This window comes from Gilliamella sp. ESL0254, from assembly GCF_013344985.1.
Taxonomy (GTDB): domain Bacteria; phylum Pseudomonadota; class Gammaproteobacteria; order Enterobacterales; family Orbaceae; genus Gilliamella; species Gilliamella bombicola.
This window is the reverse complement of record NZ_JAAEDU010000001.1, coordinates 1,013,276-1,027,692: the sequence shown is the minus strand read 5'-3', so window position 1 is coordinate 1,027,692 and position 14,417 is coordinate 1,013,276. Positions and strand designations below refer to the sequence as shown.

9 protein-coding genes are annotated in these 14,417 nt (G+C 37.3%); 8 read left to right on the top strand and 1 reads right to left on the bottom strand.

The features are described from left to right. Positions 1-179 precede the first annotated feature (179 nt). From GYX25_RS04785 to GYX25_RS04755, 7 genes are all read left to right on the top strand, one after another. The gene (locus GYX25_RS04785; RefSeq protein WP_091350867.1) at positions 180-812 is read left to right on the top strand and encodes a glutathione S-transferase N-terminal domain-containing protein; all 633 of its coding nucleotides are present in this window, start codon (positions 180-182) and stop codon (positions 810-812) included. A gap of 49 nt (positions 813-861) precedes the next feature. Then, a complete protein-coding gene (locus GYX25_RS04780) occupies positions 862-1,269 on the top strand; it encodes a ClpXP protease specificity-enhancing factor (RefSeq protein WP_091350870.1) in 408 nt (135 codons plus the stop codon). 294 nt (positions 1,270-1,563) lie between these two features. Beyond that, entirely contained in the window at positions 1,564-4,077 is a 2,514-nt protein-coding gene (locus GYX25_RS04775) for an autotransporter outer membrane beta-barrel domain-containing protein (protein WP_174786841.1), read from the top strand. A 555-nt stretch (positions 4,078-4,632) separates the two neighbouring features. Beyond that, positions 4,633-6,252 (top strand): hypothetical protein, encoded by a 1,620-nt coding sequence (locus GYX25_RS04770; RefSeq protein WP_174786840.1) that lies wholly within the window; start codon positions 4,633-4,635, stop codon positions 6,250-6,252. A gap of 526 nt (positions 6,253-6,778) precedes the next feature. Further along, complete coding sequence (locus tag GYX25_RS04765) at positions 6,779-8,419, top strand: hypothetical protein (protein WP_174786839.1); 1,641 nt, start codon at positions 6,779-6,781, stop codon at positions 8,417-8,419. Between the two features lie 552 nt (positions 8,420-8,971). Beyond that, positions 8,972-10,537 carry a hypothetical protein gene (locus GYX25_RS04760; RefSeq protein ID WP_174786838.1) on the top strand — a complete coding sequence of 522 codons (1,566 nt, stop codon included), beginning with the start codon at positions 8,972-8,974 and terminating at the stop codon, positions 10,535-10,537. Positions 10,538-10,951: 414 nt separating this feature from the next. Further along, entirely contained in the window at positions 10,952-12,148 is a 1,197-nt protein-coding gene (locus GYX25_RS04755) for an MFS transporter (RefSeq protein ID WP_091349976.1), read from the top strand. A 61-nt stretch (positions 12,149-12,209) separates the two neighbouring features. Here the strand turns inward: GYX25_RS04755 and ypfJ are convergent, their stop codons facing one another. Beyond that, positions 12,210-13,073 (bottom strand): KPN_02809 family neutral zinc metallopeptidase, encoded by an 864-nt coding sequence (ypfJ, locus tag GYX25_RS04750; protein WP_091349953.1) that lies wholly within the window; start codon positions 13,071-13,073, stop codon positions 12,210-12,212. Between the two features lie 217 nt (positions 13,074-13,290). Here ypfJ and GYX25_RS04745 point away from each other — a divergent pair, with 217 nt between their 5' ends. Further along, a complete protein-coding gene (locus GYX25_RS04745) occupies positions 13,291-14,202 on the top strand; it encodes a DMT family transporter (protein WP_174786837.1) in 912 nt (303 codons plus the stop codon). The last annotated feature ends 215 nt before the right edge of the window (positions 14,203-14,417 follow it).

Genomic DNA, 14,417 nt, shown 5'->3' with positions numbered 1-14,417 from the left:
TGAATATAAATAATTTTATTTTTTATGCTAAATTTTATGCTGTTTTGAATTTTTTGCCAATATTTGATCTTTATAAAAAGAATGCAATAAAATTCATTTTTTTTAACAAATTTGTTAACTAATTTGTTAGAATAGTAAACATCAAAACTTATTTTAATTTTTGTATATTTGGAGTGGATATGGTTGTTGCTGTTAATAAGCGTTCTGTGATGACATTATTTTGTGATACAACAGATATTTACGGACATCAGATCCGTTTTGTTCTGGCAGAAAAAGGGGTAACGGCCGAAATAGAGTTTGTAACGGCAGATAATTTACCTCAGGAATTGTTGGATCTTAATCCATATGCTTCAATTCCAACATTAATTGACCGGGACCTTACGTTATATGAACCACACATTGCATTAGAATATCTTGACGAACGCTTTCCACATCCACCATTAATGCCTGTTTATCCAATCGTACGTGCTAATTCTCGCTTAACAATGTATCGTGTAAAAAAAGAGTGGTACAGTGCTTACGAAACAATTATTGCTGCTCCTAATAGCGATGAAGCCAAAATAGCACGAAAAAATCTTCTTGATGATCTTGTTTCAATTTCAATCATGTTTAAAGAAAAAGATTATTTTATGAGTGATGATTTTACATTATGTGATTGTTATTTTGCCCCATTACTTTGGCGTTTACCATTAATTGGTATTGAATTACCAAAAGTGGCTGAAAAGAATTATTTAGCTTATATGGCACGAATTTTTGAACGTCCAGCTTTTGTTAGTTCATTAACCGAAGAAGAAAAAAGAATAAGAGCATAATCAATTAAATTTATCTTTATTTACGATAACTTTAGACAAGGTAGCCTTAATGGAACTTGAGCAAATGACTCCACGTCGTCCTTATATATTTAGGGCTTTTTATGATTGGATACTAGATAACGACTTAACGCCTTATATTGTCGTTAATACATCAGTATATGGTGTATTAGTACCGCAAGAATTTATCCAAAATAATCAAATTATATTAAATATTGCACCACAGTCAGTTGGTCAATATTTAGCAACTAATGAGCAAATTGAATTCAATGCTCGCTTTTCTGGTGTGCCTCAACATATTGTGGTGCCAATGGCGGCAATTGAAGCAATTTATGCTCGTGAAAATGGTGTTGGAATGGGATTTGAGGATGAACCACAATATCACGCACAGCGTGAAACCTCATCTCAACAAACTGAACAAGTTAAACCAAAAGCCAATCCATTTCGTGTTGTAAAATAGCTGTTTTTTACATAAAGTTTTAAAAAATCCAATAAGTTATAAATATTATCGTTGTGCACTACTGGTGAACAATGATAATGTTTTTGTATGAAATTTAGTTGGTTAAAACAGAACAATAAGCAATAAATGCACATTGATATTTAGGCATAAAGTATTTTTAAATTGATATTTTTTTTAGATATTGAGCAGTGTTTAGACATAGATGTAATGGTAGTGTTTTGTTACTTTGGCGCTTGTTGTTGTACGTATATACAAGCTAATTATATTAGTTACAACTAAAGGAAAGAATTAATTATGATACATTTAAATAAAATCACGTTGTTGCTTAGGGGAGCATTAGGCATACTACCTATGATTCCTATGCTGACTGATGCCACAGTGAATATTAATGATACTAATATTAGTAGTTATCGCACTACAGGGATTAGCACTCTCCGTAGTAATGACGACATTTTGATAGAGACCTCTTCTGCCACTGGACCACATATTAACATAAGTACTAATGGAGGAATAGGACTCGAATCGAATAGAAAAAACATAACTGTTGGATCATTAGGTAGCACTGATAAATTTATTATTAAAGGAAATGTCGTTGGTAACCAGAATTCTTTTTATGGTATTAGTGTAAGACAATTGGGGCGAATAGTTTCTAATAGTGAACTTGAGTTGAATATAGTTGATGGTACAGGTATTTATATCTCTAGTGGCTCGGAAGGATTATTCCAGAAAAAGGTCAGTATCACAGGTACAGGAACAGGCGGTTTTTACGGTATACGTAGTCACAATGCATTATCAACTTCCGAATCTAAAAGTGAATTTAATGATAAAGTGTATATCACTTCTTCGGGGCGAGATAGTTCGGGTATTATTTCTATCAAGTCTAATAACCCTAATGCGCTAGCCTCTCATTTAATTTTTAATGATAATGTTACCATTCATATGACGGGGCAACGTGGTATTGGTATTAAGACGGGAGTCGAATCTGGGGGGCTAAATGCTAATGCAAGCTCTACTGTTAATTTTAATAATGGATTAGATGTTATTACTGAACATGGTACAACAATTTATTCTAATCAACAAAACGGTAAAGTGAACATTAGAAGTGGTTCAAATATAAACAATATTATTTCTCGTGATAATCTGCAATACAATGCAGTACAAGCCGATACTGGTGAAGTAAATATCGATGGCAAAACAAATCTTGAAGGTGATATTTATGCAACGACTACTGCAAATGGCAGGGGAATTATTAATCTCAACCTTACCGATGGTTCAACGCTATTAGCTGCGATGGAAAATAATGTATTAACACCGTTAAGTAAGGGTGATATTAATTTATCTCTTCTAGGCAGTCAAAGCCAATGGAAGATGACTGACAATTCATCCCTAGATTCATTAACGTTAGGCAATGATGCTAAAATTAGCTTTGGTTACAGCTATGCAACGCCAAGTTCAGTGGATGTTCTTAATAGCACTAATGCGATGAGATTAGTGACAAATTCATTAGCTGGTAACGGTGTGTTTGAAATGCGAACTGGGATTGGTCAAAATATTGCTAATGATTTGCTTAAAATAATTGGTACTGGCTTGGCTACAGGTAATCATAAAATTACGCTTATTGATGATAAAACAGGTGCAAACTCGGTAACAGGAAATGAAAGAATAACGCTTGTTGAGACCGAAGGTGGTAGTGCTGTTTTTGGTCTGTCATCACAGTCTTTTGATGTTGGTCCTTATCAGTTTAATACATTAACTAAAGTCAATGGCGCTCGTGGCGCAGGTACTGAAGATTGGGTTTTATCTGGATCACTACCTCATCAAAATGGAAACAACAATAACAACAATGATGTTGGTGGTAATGGTAACACGCCTAACAAACCAATAGCTCAAAAACCGCTATTAACTCATACCGCGCAAAATGCCGCCAATATTCTAAACTCAAGCTATTTAATGAATTATGTTGAAACCCAAGCATTATTGCAACGAATGGGTCAACTCAATATGAATAATGGCGCCAGTGGTGATACATGGGGGCGAGTCTATACAGGTAAATTAAGTTCATTTAATGATAGCCGTTTGTCTAATTTTGATATGAACTATTATGGTTTTCAACTAGGTGTTGATCGACAACTTGATAATGATAACTACGATATCTATTACGGTATTATGGGAGGCTTTGGCCGAGGCAAGATTGATCATAACGTGGGCGATGGCAACACTAAAAGTTATTCTGCTGCATTATATTCTACAATGCAAACGCATAGTGGCTTATATGTCGACAGTTTAGTGAAGTATATGCGAATGGCAAATAAATTTAATAGTCGTACTGGTGGTGGTTATAACGTTAAAGGTGATGGCGACACAGACGGATTTTCAGTTGGAGCCGAAGTTGGACAACGTTTTTACTCGTCCGAATGGTATATTGAGCCACAAGCACAGCTAACGTATTCTCGTCAAAATAACACAACAATTAAAGCTACTAATGGATTAAAAACCAAATTAAGTAGCTATAACTCACTTATTGGTCGAACTAGTGTTATTTTAGGTTACGAAATACAAGACAGTGATAACCCAGCAAATATCTACTTTAAAACTGGTTATCTAAAAGAATTTGATGGCGAAACAGCTTACACCTTTAATCATGTAGCTAAAGAAAAATATGATTTTGGTGGTAACTGGTGGGATAACGGCATTGGTATCAATATGCAATTTAACAAAAATCACCAGATTTATGGCGACATTGGTTATTCACTCGGTAACAAGTTTGATCAAAAACAAGCAAATGTAGGATACCGTTACAGCTTTTAAATAAATGAACATGACTTTGTTTTGTTTGTATAACAAAATAAAATGTTCATAAAAATAACAATAAAACCCATTGTTCATCTAGGTTAATGGGTTTTATAGTATTTAAATATCATAAAGTTTTTACTTAAAAATCTTTCATGAAACACATTTATTTCACTAATATTTTTCTATTTTTATTCAAAATCAAAAGTTTATACAACATTTATAAATGTTATGTCCCCTAGCAAAACCATAAATAAGTGCTTTAATAACAGCTATTTATCTATCCAAAAATTGGTCAGAAAAAGTATTGATTTTATTTAAGTTTTATGTGGTGTTTTTTAGCCAAAAATCATCACCCAAAACCCTTCCCCAAAGCACACAAACGTAAACTGATTTAGGCCTTAACAAAACTTTATAAAATTTTAACAAAAAAACTAGCGCATAATTAATCAACCGGTTATAATTTCACCGCTTTCAAAGCAAGGGAACGCTCATTAGTTGAGCGGAAAATTATAAAAAATGTAAATAAAACAAAAAATTACTTGACAGGATAATCGAAATGCGCTACCATGCATGGCATCTGGCATCTGGCATCTGGCCTGCCAAACCTATGCCCTAAATCTTTTTCAATATTATCGTAGTCTAAAACAGACTCAATCCTTATTATTATCATCAAAGTTATCGCGCTTGACGTCCTCGCTGAGATTATTGGCTAGATTGTTGCCAAATCCAAGGTACTTATCTTTCTTATCTAAATTATTTAAGTCGCCATTGGTCTTTGCATCGTTGTTGTTATTGTCGTATTCGCAAAAATCACAGGCGTTATCGACGCAAACCACAAAGGTAATTGAGGGTAGTGCGCCATATTTAACGCTTGATGGGGGACGAACTAAGGTAATTTCAGCGGATAGTTTATTGACTATTGAATTGCCTGATGGTAGTTCCATCAGTCCATCAACCAATACTTCAAGTCCGACAAATCCAATAAAGTTAGTTAATGGAAGTACCTTTAATGATATACACATGTTGGTGCCGTCTGGGGCGAATACCGTGAATTTAAGTAACTTAATCACTCAAGGTAATTGGGGTGATGATGATGGAGATGGTCAGGGCGCTAATGGTGTAACGGCATCTGGGAATATATCGGTAAATTTTACTGATAGGGATGGTAATACTGTCAGTCGTAGTGATTCATTAAGTATATGTAGTGCCCCTTATAAAGTAACATTAAGTAATACAGATGGATATTTACAAACACAGTACGGAGCTCCGAATACAAGCAATTTTAGTGGTCAAACAGTGACATATTATATCAATCCGGACAGTGTTGTCCGTGTTTGTTACGCAAGGCCGAGTTTGTATTTTGGCGGCACTGGTGCTATTATTTATGGTCTTAATGACGATTCTCACTTCGCCGGCCCATCTGACATATGGAGCTCTACAAAAGGTTTTGTAACTCAGTCAACGAGTTTATCATCTTATGACCGAAATTTTCCGACAACAGGTGCTGATGGATTGTATTTTGATTTACTTATAGGTGGAGTCTATGCAAGTCAATTGACATGGTCTCCGGTCACGCGTGGTGGGATAACGGCTACCGTGACAAGTGTAACAGCTAATGACAGATGGATCCCTAGTGCTGATAGTGGAAAAATTGTCGCACGGGTTAAGTTAAATGGTCCTAAGGCGAGTGATGCTCAGATAAACGCAGCTAATCCTAGTCCTTTAATACCGCCATCTTTGCCGCAGACCTTTGAGTTGGTCGGTAGGGATAGTTATGGTAATGAGGTGAGGTACGGATTTGTGTTAAAGCAGTGGTTCGTCAATCGGGGTAACCAACTGGGTTATCAGTCTGACCAAATATCTTGGTGTAGTCGTTTGGGTTATCGTGTACCACAAGTCAGGGAGTTAACTAACGCGAAATGTGGTGTTAATACCGACTTTCCATGTATAAACGGCATAGATGGCGCTACGCCTAACTCATTTTATAATTGGTACCAGCGACGAATAGGAGCAGGATTTTTCACAGAATGGGGCCACATGTATCACTACGCTGATGCAGGTTTCGTCAACGGCAATGCCTGGGCAAGCGACTCTGCAGGTAGCAATGGCCTTTCTGTCTACTCGGGCAACGGTGGCGTCTACAGCGGCATTACCAGCTACAATCGTTATGCCCTTTGCATCGCACCTTAGCTTTTATTTCTCGGTTATTAATCCTGAAGTCGAGGGGTGATTATGGTGCAAGAGGACAATCTAACAAAGAACAGCGCTCTCGCGAAATTGGGGCGCTTGCGGTTTAAATTGGTATTCTATTTTAGCGCGGTAAGATTTCGGACGTGGTCACGGTAGCTATTGTGAACACTAAACTGCAAACGTCCGAAACCACTGCATCTAATTCATTCTATCCACCAACCAAAAAAGGCTTTATTCCCACTAAAAATTGGCCAGAAAAGGTATTGATTTTATTAAAGTTTTATTTTGTTTTTTTATTCAAAAAACACCACCAAAACCATTCTTCAAAGTACGCCAACGTAAGCTAACTCAAGCTTTAACAAAACTTTAAAATTTTTAACAAAAAAACTAGCGCATAATTAATCAACCGGTTATAATTTCAGCGCTTTCAAAGCAAGGGAACGCTCATTAGCTGAGCGGAAAATTATAAAAAATGTAAATAAAACAAAAAATTACTTGACAGGATAATCGAAATGCGCTACCATGCATGGCATCTGGCATCTGGCATCTGGCCTGCCAAACCTATGCCCTAAATCTTTTTCAATATTATCGTAGTCTAAAACAGACTCAATCCTTATTATTATCATCAAAGTTATCGCGCTTGACGTCCTCGCTGAGATTATTGGCTAGATTGTTGCCAAATCCAAGGTACTTATCTTTCTTATCTAAATTATTTAAGTCGCCATTGGTCTTTGCATCGTTGTTGTTATTGTCGTATTCGCAAAAATCACAGGCGTTATCGACGCAAACCACAAAGGTAATTGAGGGTAGTGCGCCATATTTAACGCTTGATGGGGGACGAACTAAGGTAATTTCAGCGGATAGTTTATTGACTATTGAATTGCCTGATGGTAGTTCCATCAGTCCATCAACCAATACTTCAAGTCCGACAAATCCAATAAAGTTAGTTAATGGAAGTACCTTTAATGATATACACATGTTGGTGCCGTCTGGGGCGAATACCGTGAATTTAAGTAACTTAATCACTCAAGGTAATTGGGGTGATGATGATGGAGATGGTCAGGGTGCTAATGGTGTAACAGCATCAGGGAATATATTAGTAAATTTTACTGATAGGGATGGTAATACTGTCAGTCGTAGCGATTCATTAAGTATATGTAGTGCCCCTTATAAAGTAACATTAAGTAATACAGATGGATATTTACAAACACAGTACGGAGTTCCGAATATAAGCAGTTTTAGTGGTCAAACAGTGACATATTATATCAATCCGGACAGTGTTGTTCGTGTTTGTTACGCAAGGCCGAATTTATATTTTGGTGGCACTGGTGCTATTATGTATGGTCTTAATGACGATTCTCACTTCGCCGGCCCATCTAACATATGGAGTTCTACAAAAGGTTTTGTAAATCAGTCAACAAGTTCATCATCTTATGACCGAAATTTTCCGACAACGGGTGCTGATGGGTTGTATTTTGATTTAGAGTTGCCTGTTGGGGTTGATGGAAGTCAGTTGACGTGGTCTTCTATTACTCGTAGTGGAATAACAGCAACGGTGAGTTGGATAAGGCCAAACCAATCCAACTATTACGACATTTGGATTAGAGATAAATCCCAGTATGTGACACGGGTAACGTTAAGAGGTCCTAGGGCGGATAGTACTCAAATACAATCAGATAATCCTAGTCCGCTTACTCCGTTGCCATCTTTGCCACAGACCTTTGAGTTGGTGGGTAGGGATAGTCGAGGTAATGAGGTGAGGTATGGATTTGTCTTACAGAAGTGGTTCGTCAATAGGGGTAATAACACGGGTAATCCGTCTGAACAAATGTCTTGGTGTAGTCGTTTGGGGTATCGTCTTGCTAAGGTCAAGGATTTAACTAATGCGGTTTGTTCTGGTTTGAATGTTGATCCAAATTATCCTTGTACTGGTGCTATCGGAGCCACGCCTAGTTCATCTGTTGATCGTTACAAGCGTCACATAGGTGCAGGTTTTTTTACGGAGTGGGGTGTCATGTATAACTATGCTGATGTGGGCTTCATCGACTACAACTACTGGACAAGCGACGTGTCAGGTAGCAATAGCTTCTATGTTTACTCGGTCAGCGGCTTCGTTGGAAGCAGCAGCCTATCCTTCAACTATTACGCTGTTTGCACCGTACCTTAGCTTTTATTTCTTAGTTCTTAAACCTTGGACCGTGGGGGTGGTTATGGTGCAAAGAGAGAGGACAATCTAGCAAAGAACAGCGCCCTACGTAGTTGGGGCGCCTTATTGGAGTTTTACGATGTTGTGGTTTAAATTGGTGCTCTATTTTAGCGCGGTAAGATTTCGGACATGATCACGGTAGCGATTTTGAATACTAAACTGCAAACGTCCGAAACTACTACACCTAATTCATTCTATGCACCAACCAAAAAAAGTTCTTATTTCTTACTAAAAATAAGTCAGAAAAGGTATTGATTTTATTGAAGTTTTTGTTTGGTGCTTTTTTAGTCAAAAAACACTACCCAAAACCATTCTACGAAGCACACCAACGTAAGCTGATTTAATCTTTAACAAAACTTTAAATTTTTTAACAAAAAACTAGCGTATTATTTTTCAACAGGTTATAATTTCATCGCTTTTAAAGCAAGGGAAAGCTCATTAGTTGAGCAGTCAATTATAAAAAATCGAAATAAAACAAAAATTTACTTGACAGGGTAATCGAAATGCGCTATCATGTATGGCATCTGGCATCTGGCATGCCAAACCTACGCCCTAAATCTTTTTCATTTTCACCGTAGTCGAAATCAGACTCAATTCTCATTTTTATCATCGAGTTCATTATCGAGCTTGACATCATCGACAAAGTTGTCGTTGAGGCCGAGGTTCTTATTGAGGTCGTGCTTGGTATTTGCTCCATTGTTATTATTGTCTTATTCGCAAGGTTCTCAGGCGTTGTCGGCTTATACCTCAAAAGTGATTGAAGGTTCTGCTCCGTATTTAACATTTGATGGAGGTCGAACTAAGTTGGCCACTACTGACATGTTATTGGCTATTAGATTGCCTGATGGTCGAATCATCACATCGTCAACCAATACATCAAGTGTCACAAATCCAATAAAATTAATAAATGGAAGTAGGCTTAGTGATATAGGCATGATAATTCCACCATCAGTGACTTCAGTGAGTCTAGATGATTTAGTGCATCGCTATTATTTTTGGGATGATGATGATGGGGATGGTGTAGGAGCTGATGGTGTAACGGCAACGGGAAGCTTATCGGTGAGTTTTACTGATAAGAATGGAAATACAGTAAGCCGTAACGATATATTAGACATCTGTAGAGCGCCTTATAAAGTGAAATTAAGTAGCACAGGTGGTAGTTTAATTACACAATATGGTGTTCCTAATAGTAGTAATTTCGGGGGTAATTCGGTGGAGTATTATATCAATCCGAATTCAACTGCAGCTATGATTTGTTACGCAAGGCCAAATCTTGCTCAAAATTCAGGTGCTCCAGCAGATATATGGAATTCTGATAAAGGCTTTTTAGTTCAGTCAACAAATCCGTCATCTTATGGTCTTAATTTTCCTACTACAGGTTCAGATGGTTTGTATTTTGATTTAGATATAGGTGGTGTGGATGGAAGTCAGTTGAGGTGGTCTTCTGTTTCTCGCGGTGGAATAACGGCTACAGTGAATTGGACAAGGCCACGCTCTGATACATTCACAGACCCAACGGGAGTTAACAGACCATCTGATAGTTGGATTAGTGATAAATCCCAATATGTAACTCGGGTAACGCTAAATGGTCCTAGGGCAAATGATAGTCAGATAAATTCAAGTAGTTTTAGTTTAAGTGTGCCATCTTTACCGCAGACCTTTGAATTAGAGGGTAGGGATAGCAGTGGTAGAGTGGTTGTGAAATATGGATTTCAGTTGAAGCAGTGGTTCGTCAATAGACGGGATAAAAGAGATCTCCCATCTAACCAATCATCTTGGTGTAGTAGTAGTTCGGGTTATCGTCTTGCTAAGCTCAAGGACCTGACTAATGCCTATTGTAACGGTTGCCCAAGTGCCACACCGTCGTCACCTAGTAATAATTACCAACGACGAATAGGGGCCGGATTTTTTGCTGAGTGGGGAGCCATGTACGGTTACGCCGATGCAGGTTTTGCCAACTACTTTTACTGGACTCCTGACTTTGCCGCTGCCGGCCGATTGTTTGCTGCCAATGCGGACACCGGTACGGTCCTTTACGCTACTGCCGGCGGGCTTTATGCTGTTTGTACTACTCCTTAACTGTTAGCTGTTAATCCTAAGTTCGCGGTGGTGTTTATATGACTATAGTTGGCCAAGTTATCAAAGAGCCGCACCTCCGCGCAGTTGGGGCAAACTATTGCAAATGCGTTGTTGTGGTTTAAATTTGTGGTTTATTTTAATGTGGCAAGATTTCGGACGTGGTCAAGATAGTTGTTTTGAACACGAAACGGAAACGTCCGAAACTACTACACTTAATTTATTCTATGCACCAACCCAAAAAAGTCCTTATTTCTCGCCAAAAATTGGTCAGAAAAGGTATTGATTTTATTAAATTTTTATGTGTTGCTTTTTAAAGCAACACTCTTATATCCAGATTATTCCCCCTTTGAATTTTATTACTTTTACGCCGACTTTAAGTATATAATCAACAAAAACTCATCTATGGATTGTTTTATGGCTAATGTTTCTTCCTTTCGCCGAAGTCAAGGTGTTATCTTCGTCGCTTTTTTATTTACTACTTTTATTGTTGGCATTGCCGGTGCTTTACAATCCCCCACTTTAAGTCGGTTTTTGACTTTTGAAGTAAAGGCTGATCCCCGTTTAGTTGGGCTCTTTTTTTCAGTGAATGCATTAGCAAGTATCATTGGAAGTTTTTTATTGGCTAAATATTCAGACAAAAAAGGTGATAGGCGGAATATTGTTATATTTTGTTGTTTGATGGGGGTTGTTAATAGTGTGATATTTGCTTTTTCTAGGCACTATTATATTTTAATTACGCTTGGTGTTTTGTTTGCTGCTTTATCATCTGCCGCTATGCCACAAGTTTTTGCACTTGCCCGTGAATATGCGGTAAAAACGGGGCGTAATGTTGTAGCATTTAATTCGTTAATCCGAGCACAACTTTCTTTAGCATGGGTGATTGGTCCACCTCTTTCATTTGGTTTAGCTATCCACTATGGTTTTACCGTCATGTATCTAAGTGCGATGTCTATGTTTTTCGTTGCGATGTTGTTTGCAGCCTTTTTTTTACCTTCGGTTGAAAAAAATCCCATCTTACAACTTGATAATACGATTGATATAAAATCAGCTAACCAGCGACTATTTAAAAATAGGAATGTCGTTTATTTATTGCTTTCGACTGTATTTATGTGGACTGCTAATATGATGTATATCATCGATATGCCACTTTATGTGAATTCCGTATTACATTTATCAGATTCATTACCTGGGCAATTAATGGGATTAGCGGCAGGCATTGAAATTCCAGCTATGCTTATTGCCGGCTATTTAGTGCCTGTTTTGGGTAAGAGAAATTTGTTTTTTATCGCTATCATTTGTGGTTTGCTGTTTTATGTCGGTATGATTTTATTTACTGACGAATTTGCATTATTTGCTTTGCAACTTTTTAATGCCCTTTTTATTGGTGTTGTTGCAAACATTGGTATTATCTATTTTCAAGATCTATTACCAACAAGAATGGGCGTTGCCTCAACATTATTTAATAATGGTATTATTTGTAGCACTATTTTGGCGGGAATTATTCAGGGATTTGTTTCTGAATCTTATGGACATGAAATTATTTATTGGATTGCATTTGCCATGGTTGCCATTTCATTACTGTTTTGTGCTTTGGTTAAGGATAAGCATTAATGATGGGGATTGGCTAAATTGTCTTCCAAATGGTGGAAGACAATTTGGGGCTTTTTGATGTTTATTCAGATTCTGCAAAAGTATTGCATTGACTAATCGAGCCGTTATCGAATCCTTGTTTAAACCATGTATAACGCTGTTTTGATGATCCATGGGTAAAGCTATCGGGCATAACATAACCGCCACTTTGCTGTTGCAGTCGATCATCTCCAATGGCTTGCGCTGTTTTTAATGCTTGTTCTATATCGCCAACCTCAAGAATGTTCTTTTTTTGCATTGCGTTGCCCCACATACCTGCATAGCAATCTGCTTGTAATTCTAATTTTACCGATATTTGATTTTTGACGGTGTCTGATTGACCCTGCGTTAGTTGTGCAACTTGGTTAAATGTTCCAAGTAAATTCTGTACATGATGACCAATTTCGTGGGCGATGACATATCCTTGCGCAAAATCACCACCGCCACCAAGGCGTTGTTTCATCTCTTGATAAAAGGAGAGGTCTAAATATACTGTTTTATCTATATTACAATAAAACGGCCCCATAACAGCTTGGCCTGTGCCACACGATGTCTGGGTTGAGTGAGTATACAGCACTAATTTAGGTGGGACATAGGTTTTGCCTAAACGTTGAAATTGCTCGCTCCAGTAGTCTTCGGTGCTAGCTAATATGACCGAAGTGAATTTGGCTGCTTCGCGGTCATCTGCTGTATATTCTGAGGAGGTTTTCTGTGTGCTGTCTGAGGTGGTTAGGTCGGAACTGAGTAATCCAGTCAAATCAACACCGTAATAACCCGCTACTAAAACGACAATAAATAAAGCAATTTTGCCTTTACCTTTAATGGGAATTGCGGTCCCCATTCCACTGCTTGATTGTGAGCGGCGATCTTCAATATTGTCACTTTCTCTTTGGTCTTTCCAACGCATAAGAGGCACCTTGTCAGTTTTTATTTTGTTATTTTAATGGATAATGATGAAGGATACTAGGTTAAGTCAATGCTATCGCTGTAATATGGGAAAATAATGATGTGCCAAAATGATATAGGTAGGTAAAGAGTATGGTTCGGTTATTTTCTTGCTCTATTTTAGGTATATAATATTGGTAAATTCTACCGTATCTTCATTCTAATGTCAGGGGCTTGTTATGCCGTATCTATTACTTACGTTGGCTGCTTGTTTTTGGGGCGGGAACTATGTTGTTGGACGTGTTTTGGTGACACAAGCCGATCCCATGGTGATATCAGAAGGTCGTTGGGTTATCACTGCGGTGTTATTGTTGTGTTTGTATCACCATCAAGTGCGCAATGATTGGGTTAAGATTAAAAATTCAGTTGGGTCAATTTGTTTGTTGGCGATTTTTGGTCAGATTTTGTTCCCTTTAACTCTGTATGTGGGATTGCAATATACCTCGTCACTGAATGCGTCTATTTACCTTTCTGCAACGCCTGGCATGGTTTTGGTTATGAATAAATTGTTATTTAATGATTCAATTTCAAAAAATAATATCTTAGGTGTGTTGTTTAGTACGATGGGAGTTATTTACCTTATTTTGCAAGGGAATCTAACTAATTTAAATTCATTGAGTAATATTAACCAAGGAGATTTATGGGCAATGGCATCAGCAATGAGCTGGGCTTGTTATAGTGCCTTCTTACGTTTAAAAGATAAATCTATTGCCGGTAATGCTTTTGTAACAGTTAGTGCGGTACTAGGTTCTTTGATGTTACTACCTATTGCTTTAGTATATTTCTATTTTTATCCTGTTGAAAACCTAGCGCATTATACTGATGCTAGCTTTTTACTTGGGTTATTGTATATTGCCATTTTTGCTTCTTGGCTGTCTTATCTATTTTGGAATAGAGGTATTGCTGAAATTGGCGCAAGTCGTGGGCAGATCTATACCCATATTATTCCTTTATCAGGTGGCATTTTTAGTATTTTATTTTTGCATACCGAAATCGCTAATTTTCATATTATCAGTACATTGTTTATTGTTATTGGTATTTATCTTTGTTCGAAAAAATCGACGCTTCTTAATTGCGGTGAGCAAAAGTAGCATTGGCTATTTAGTTGTTGAGTTTTACTAAAGTGGGATATTTTGTTATACTTGATAAACAATTTTCATGAAAAGGAATTGTTTCACAGCTATCAAGTCGCAATATGGCTAGCCGAAATCACTTACCCGTTTTTGCTTTTTATTGTCCTCTTTTTATTTTGTTTTATTTGATTTTGCATCAATTTTTATTAGTCCTTTAGTGTATTTTTCTGTGT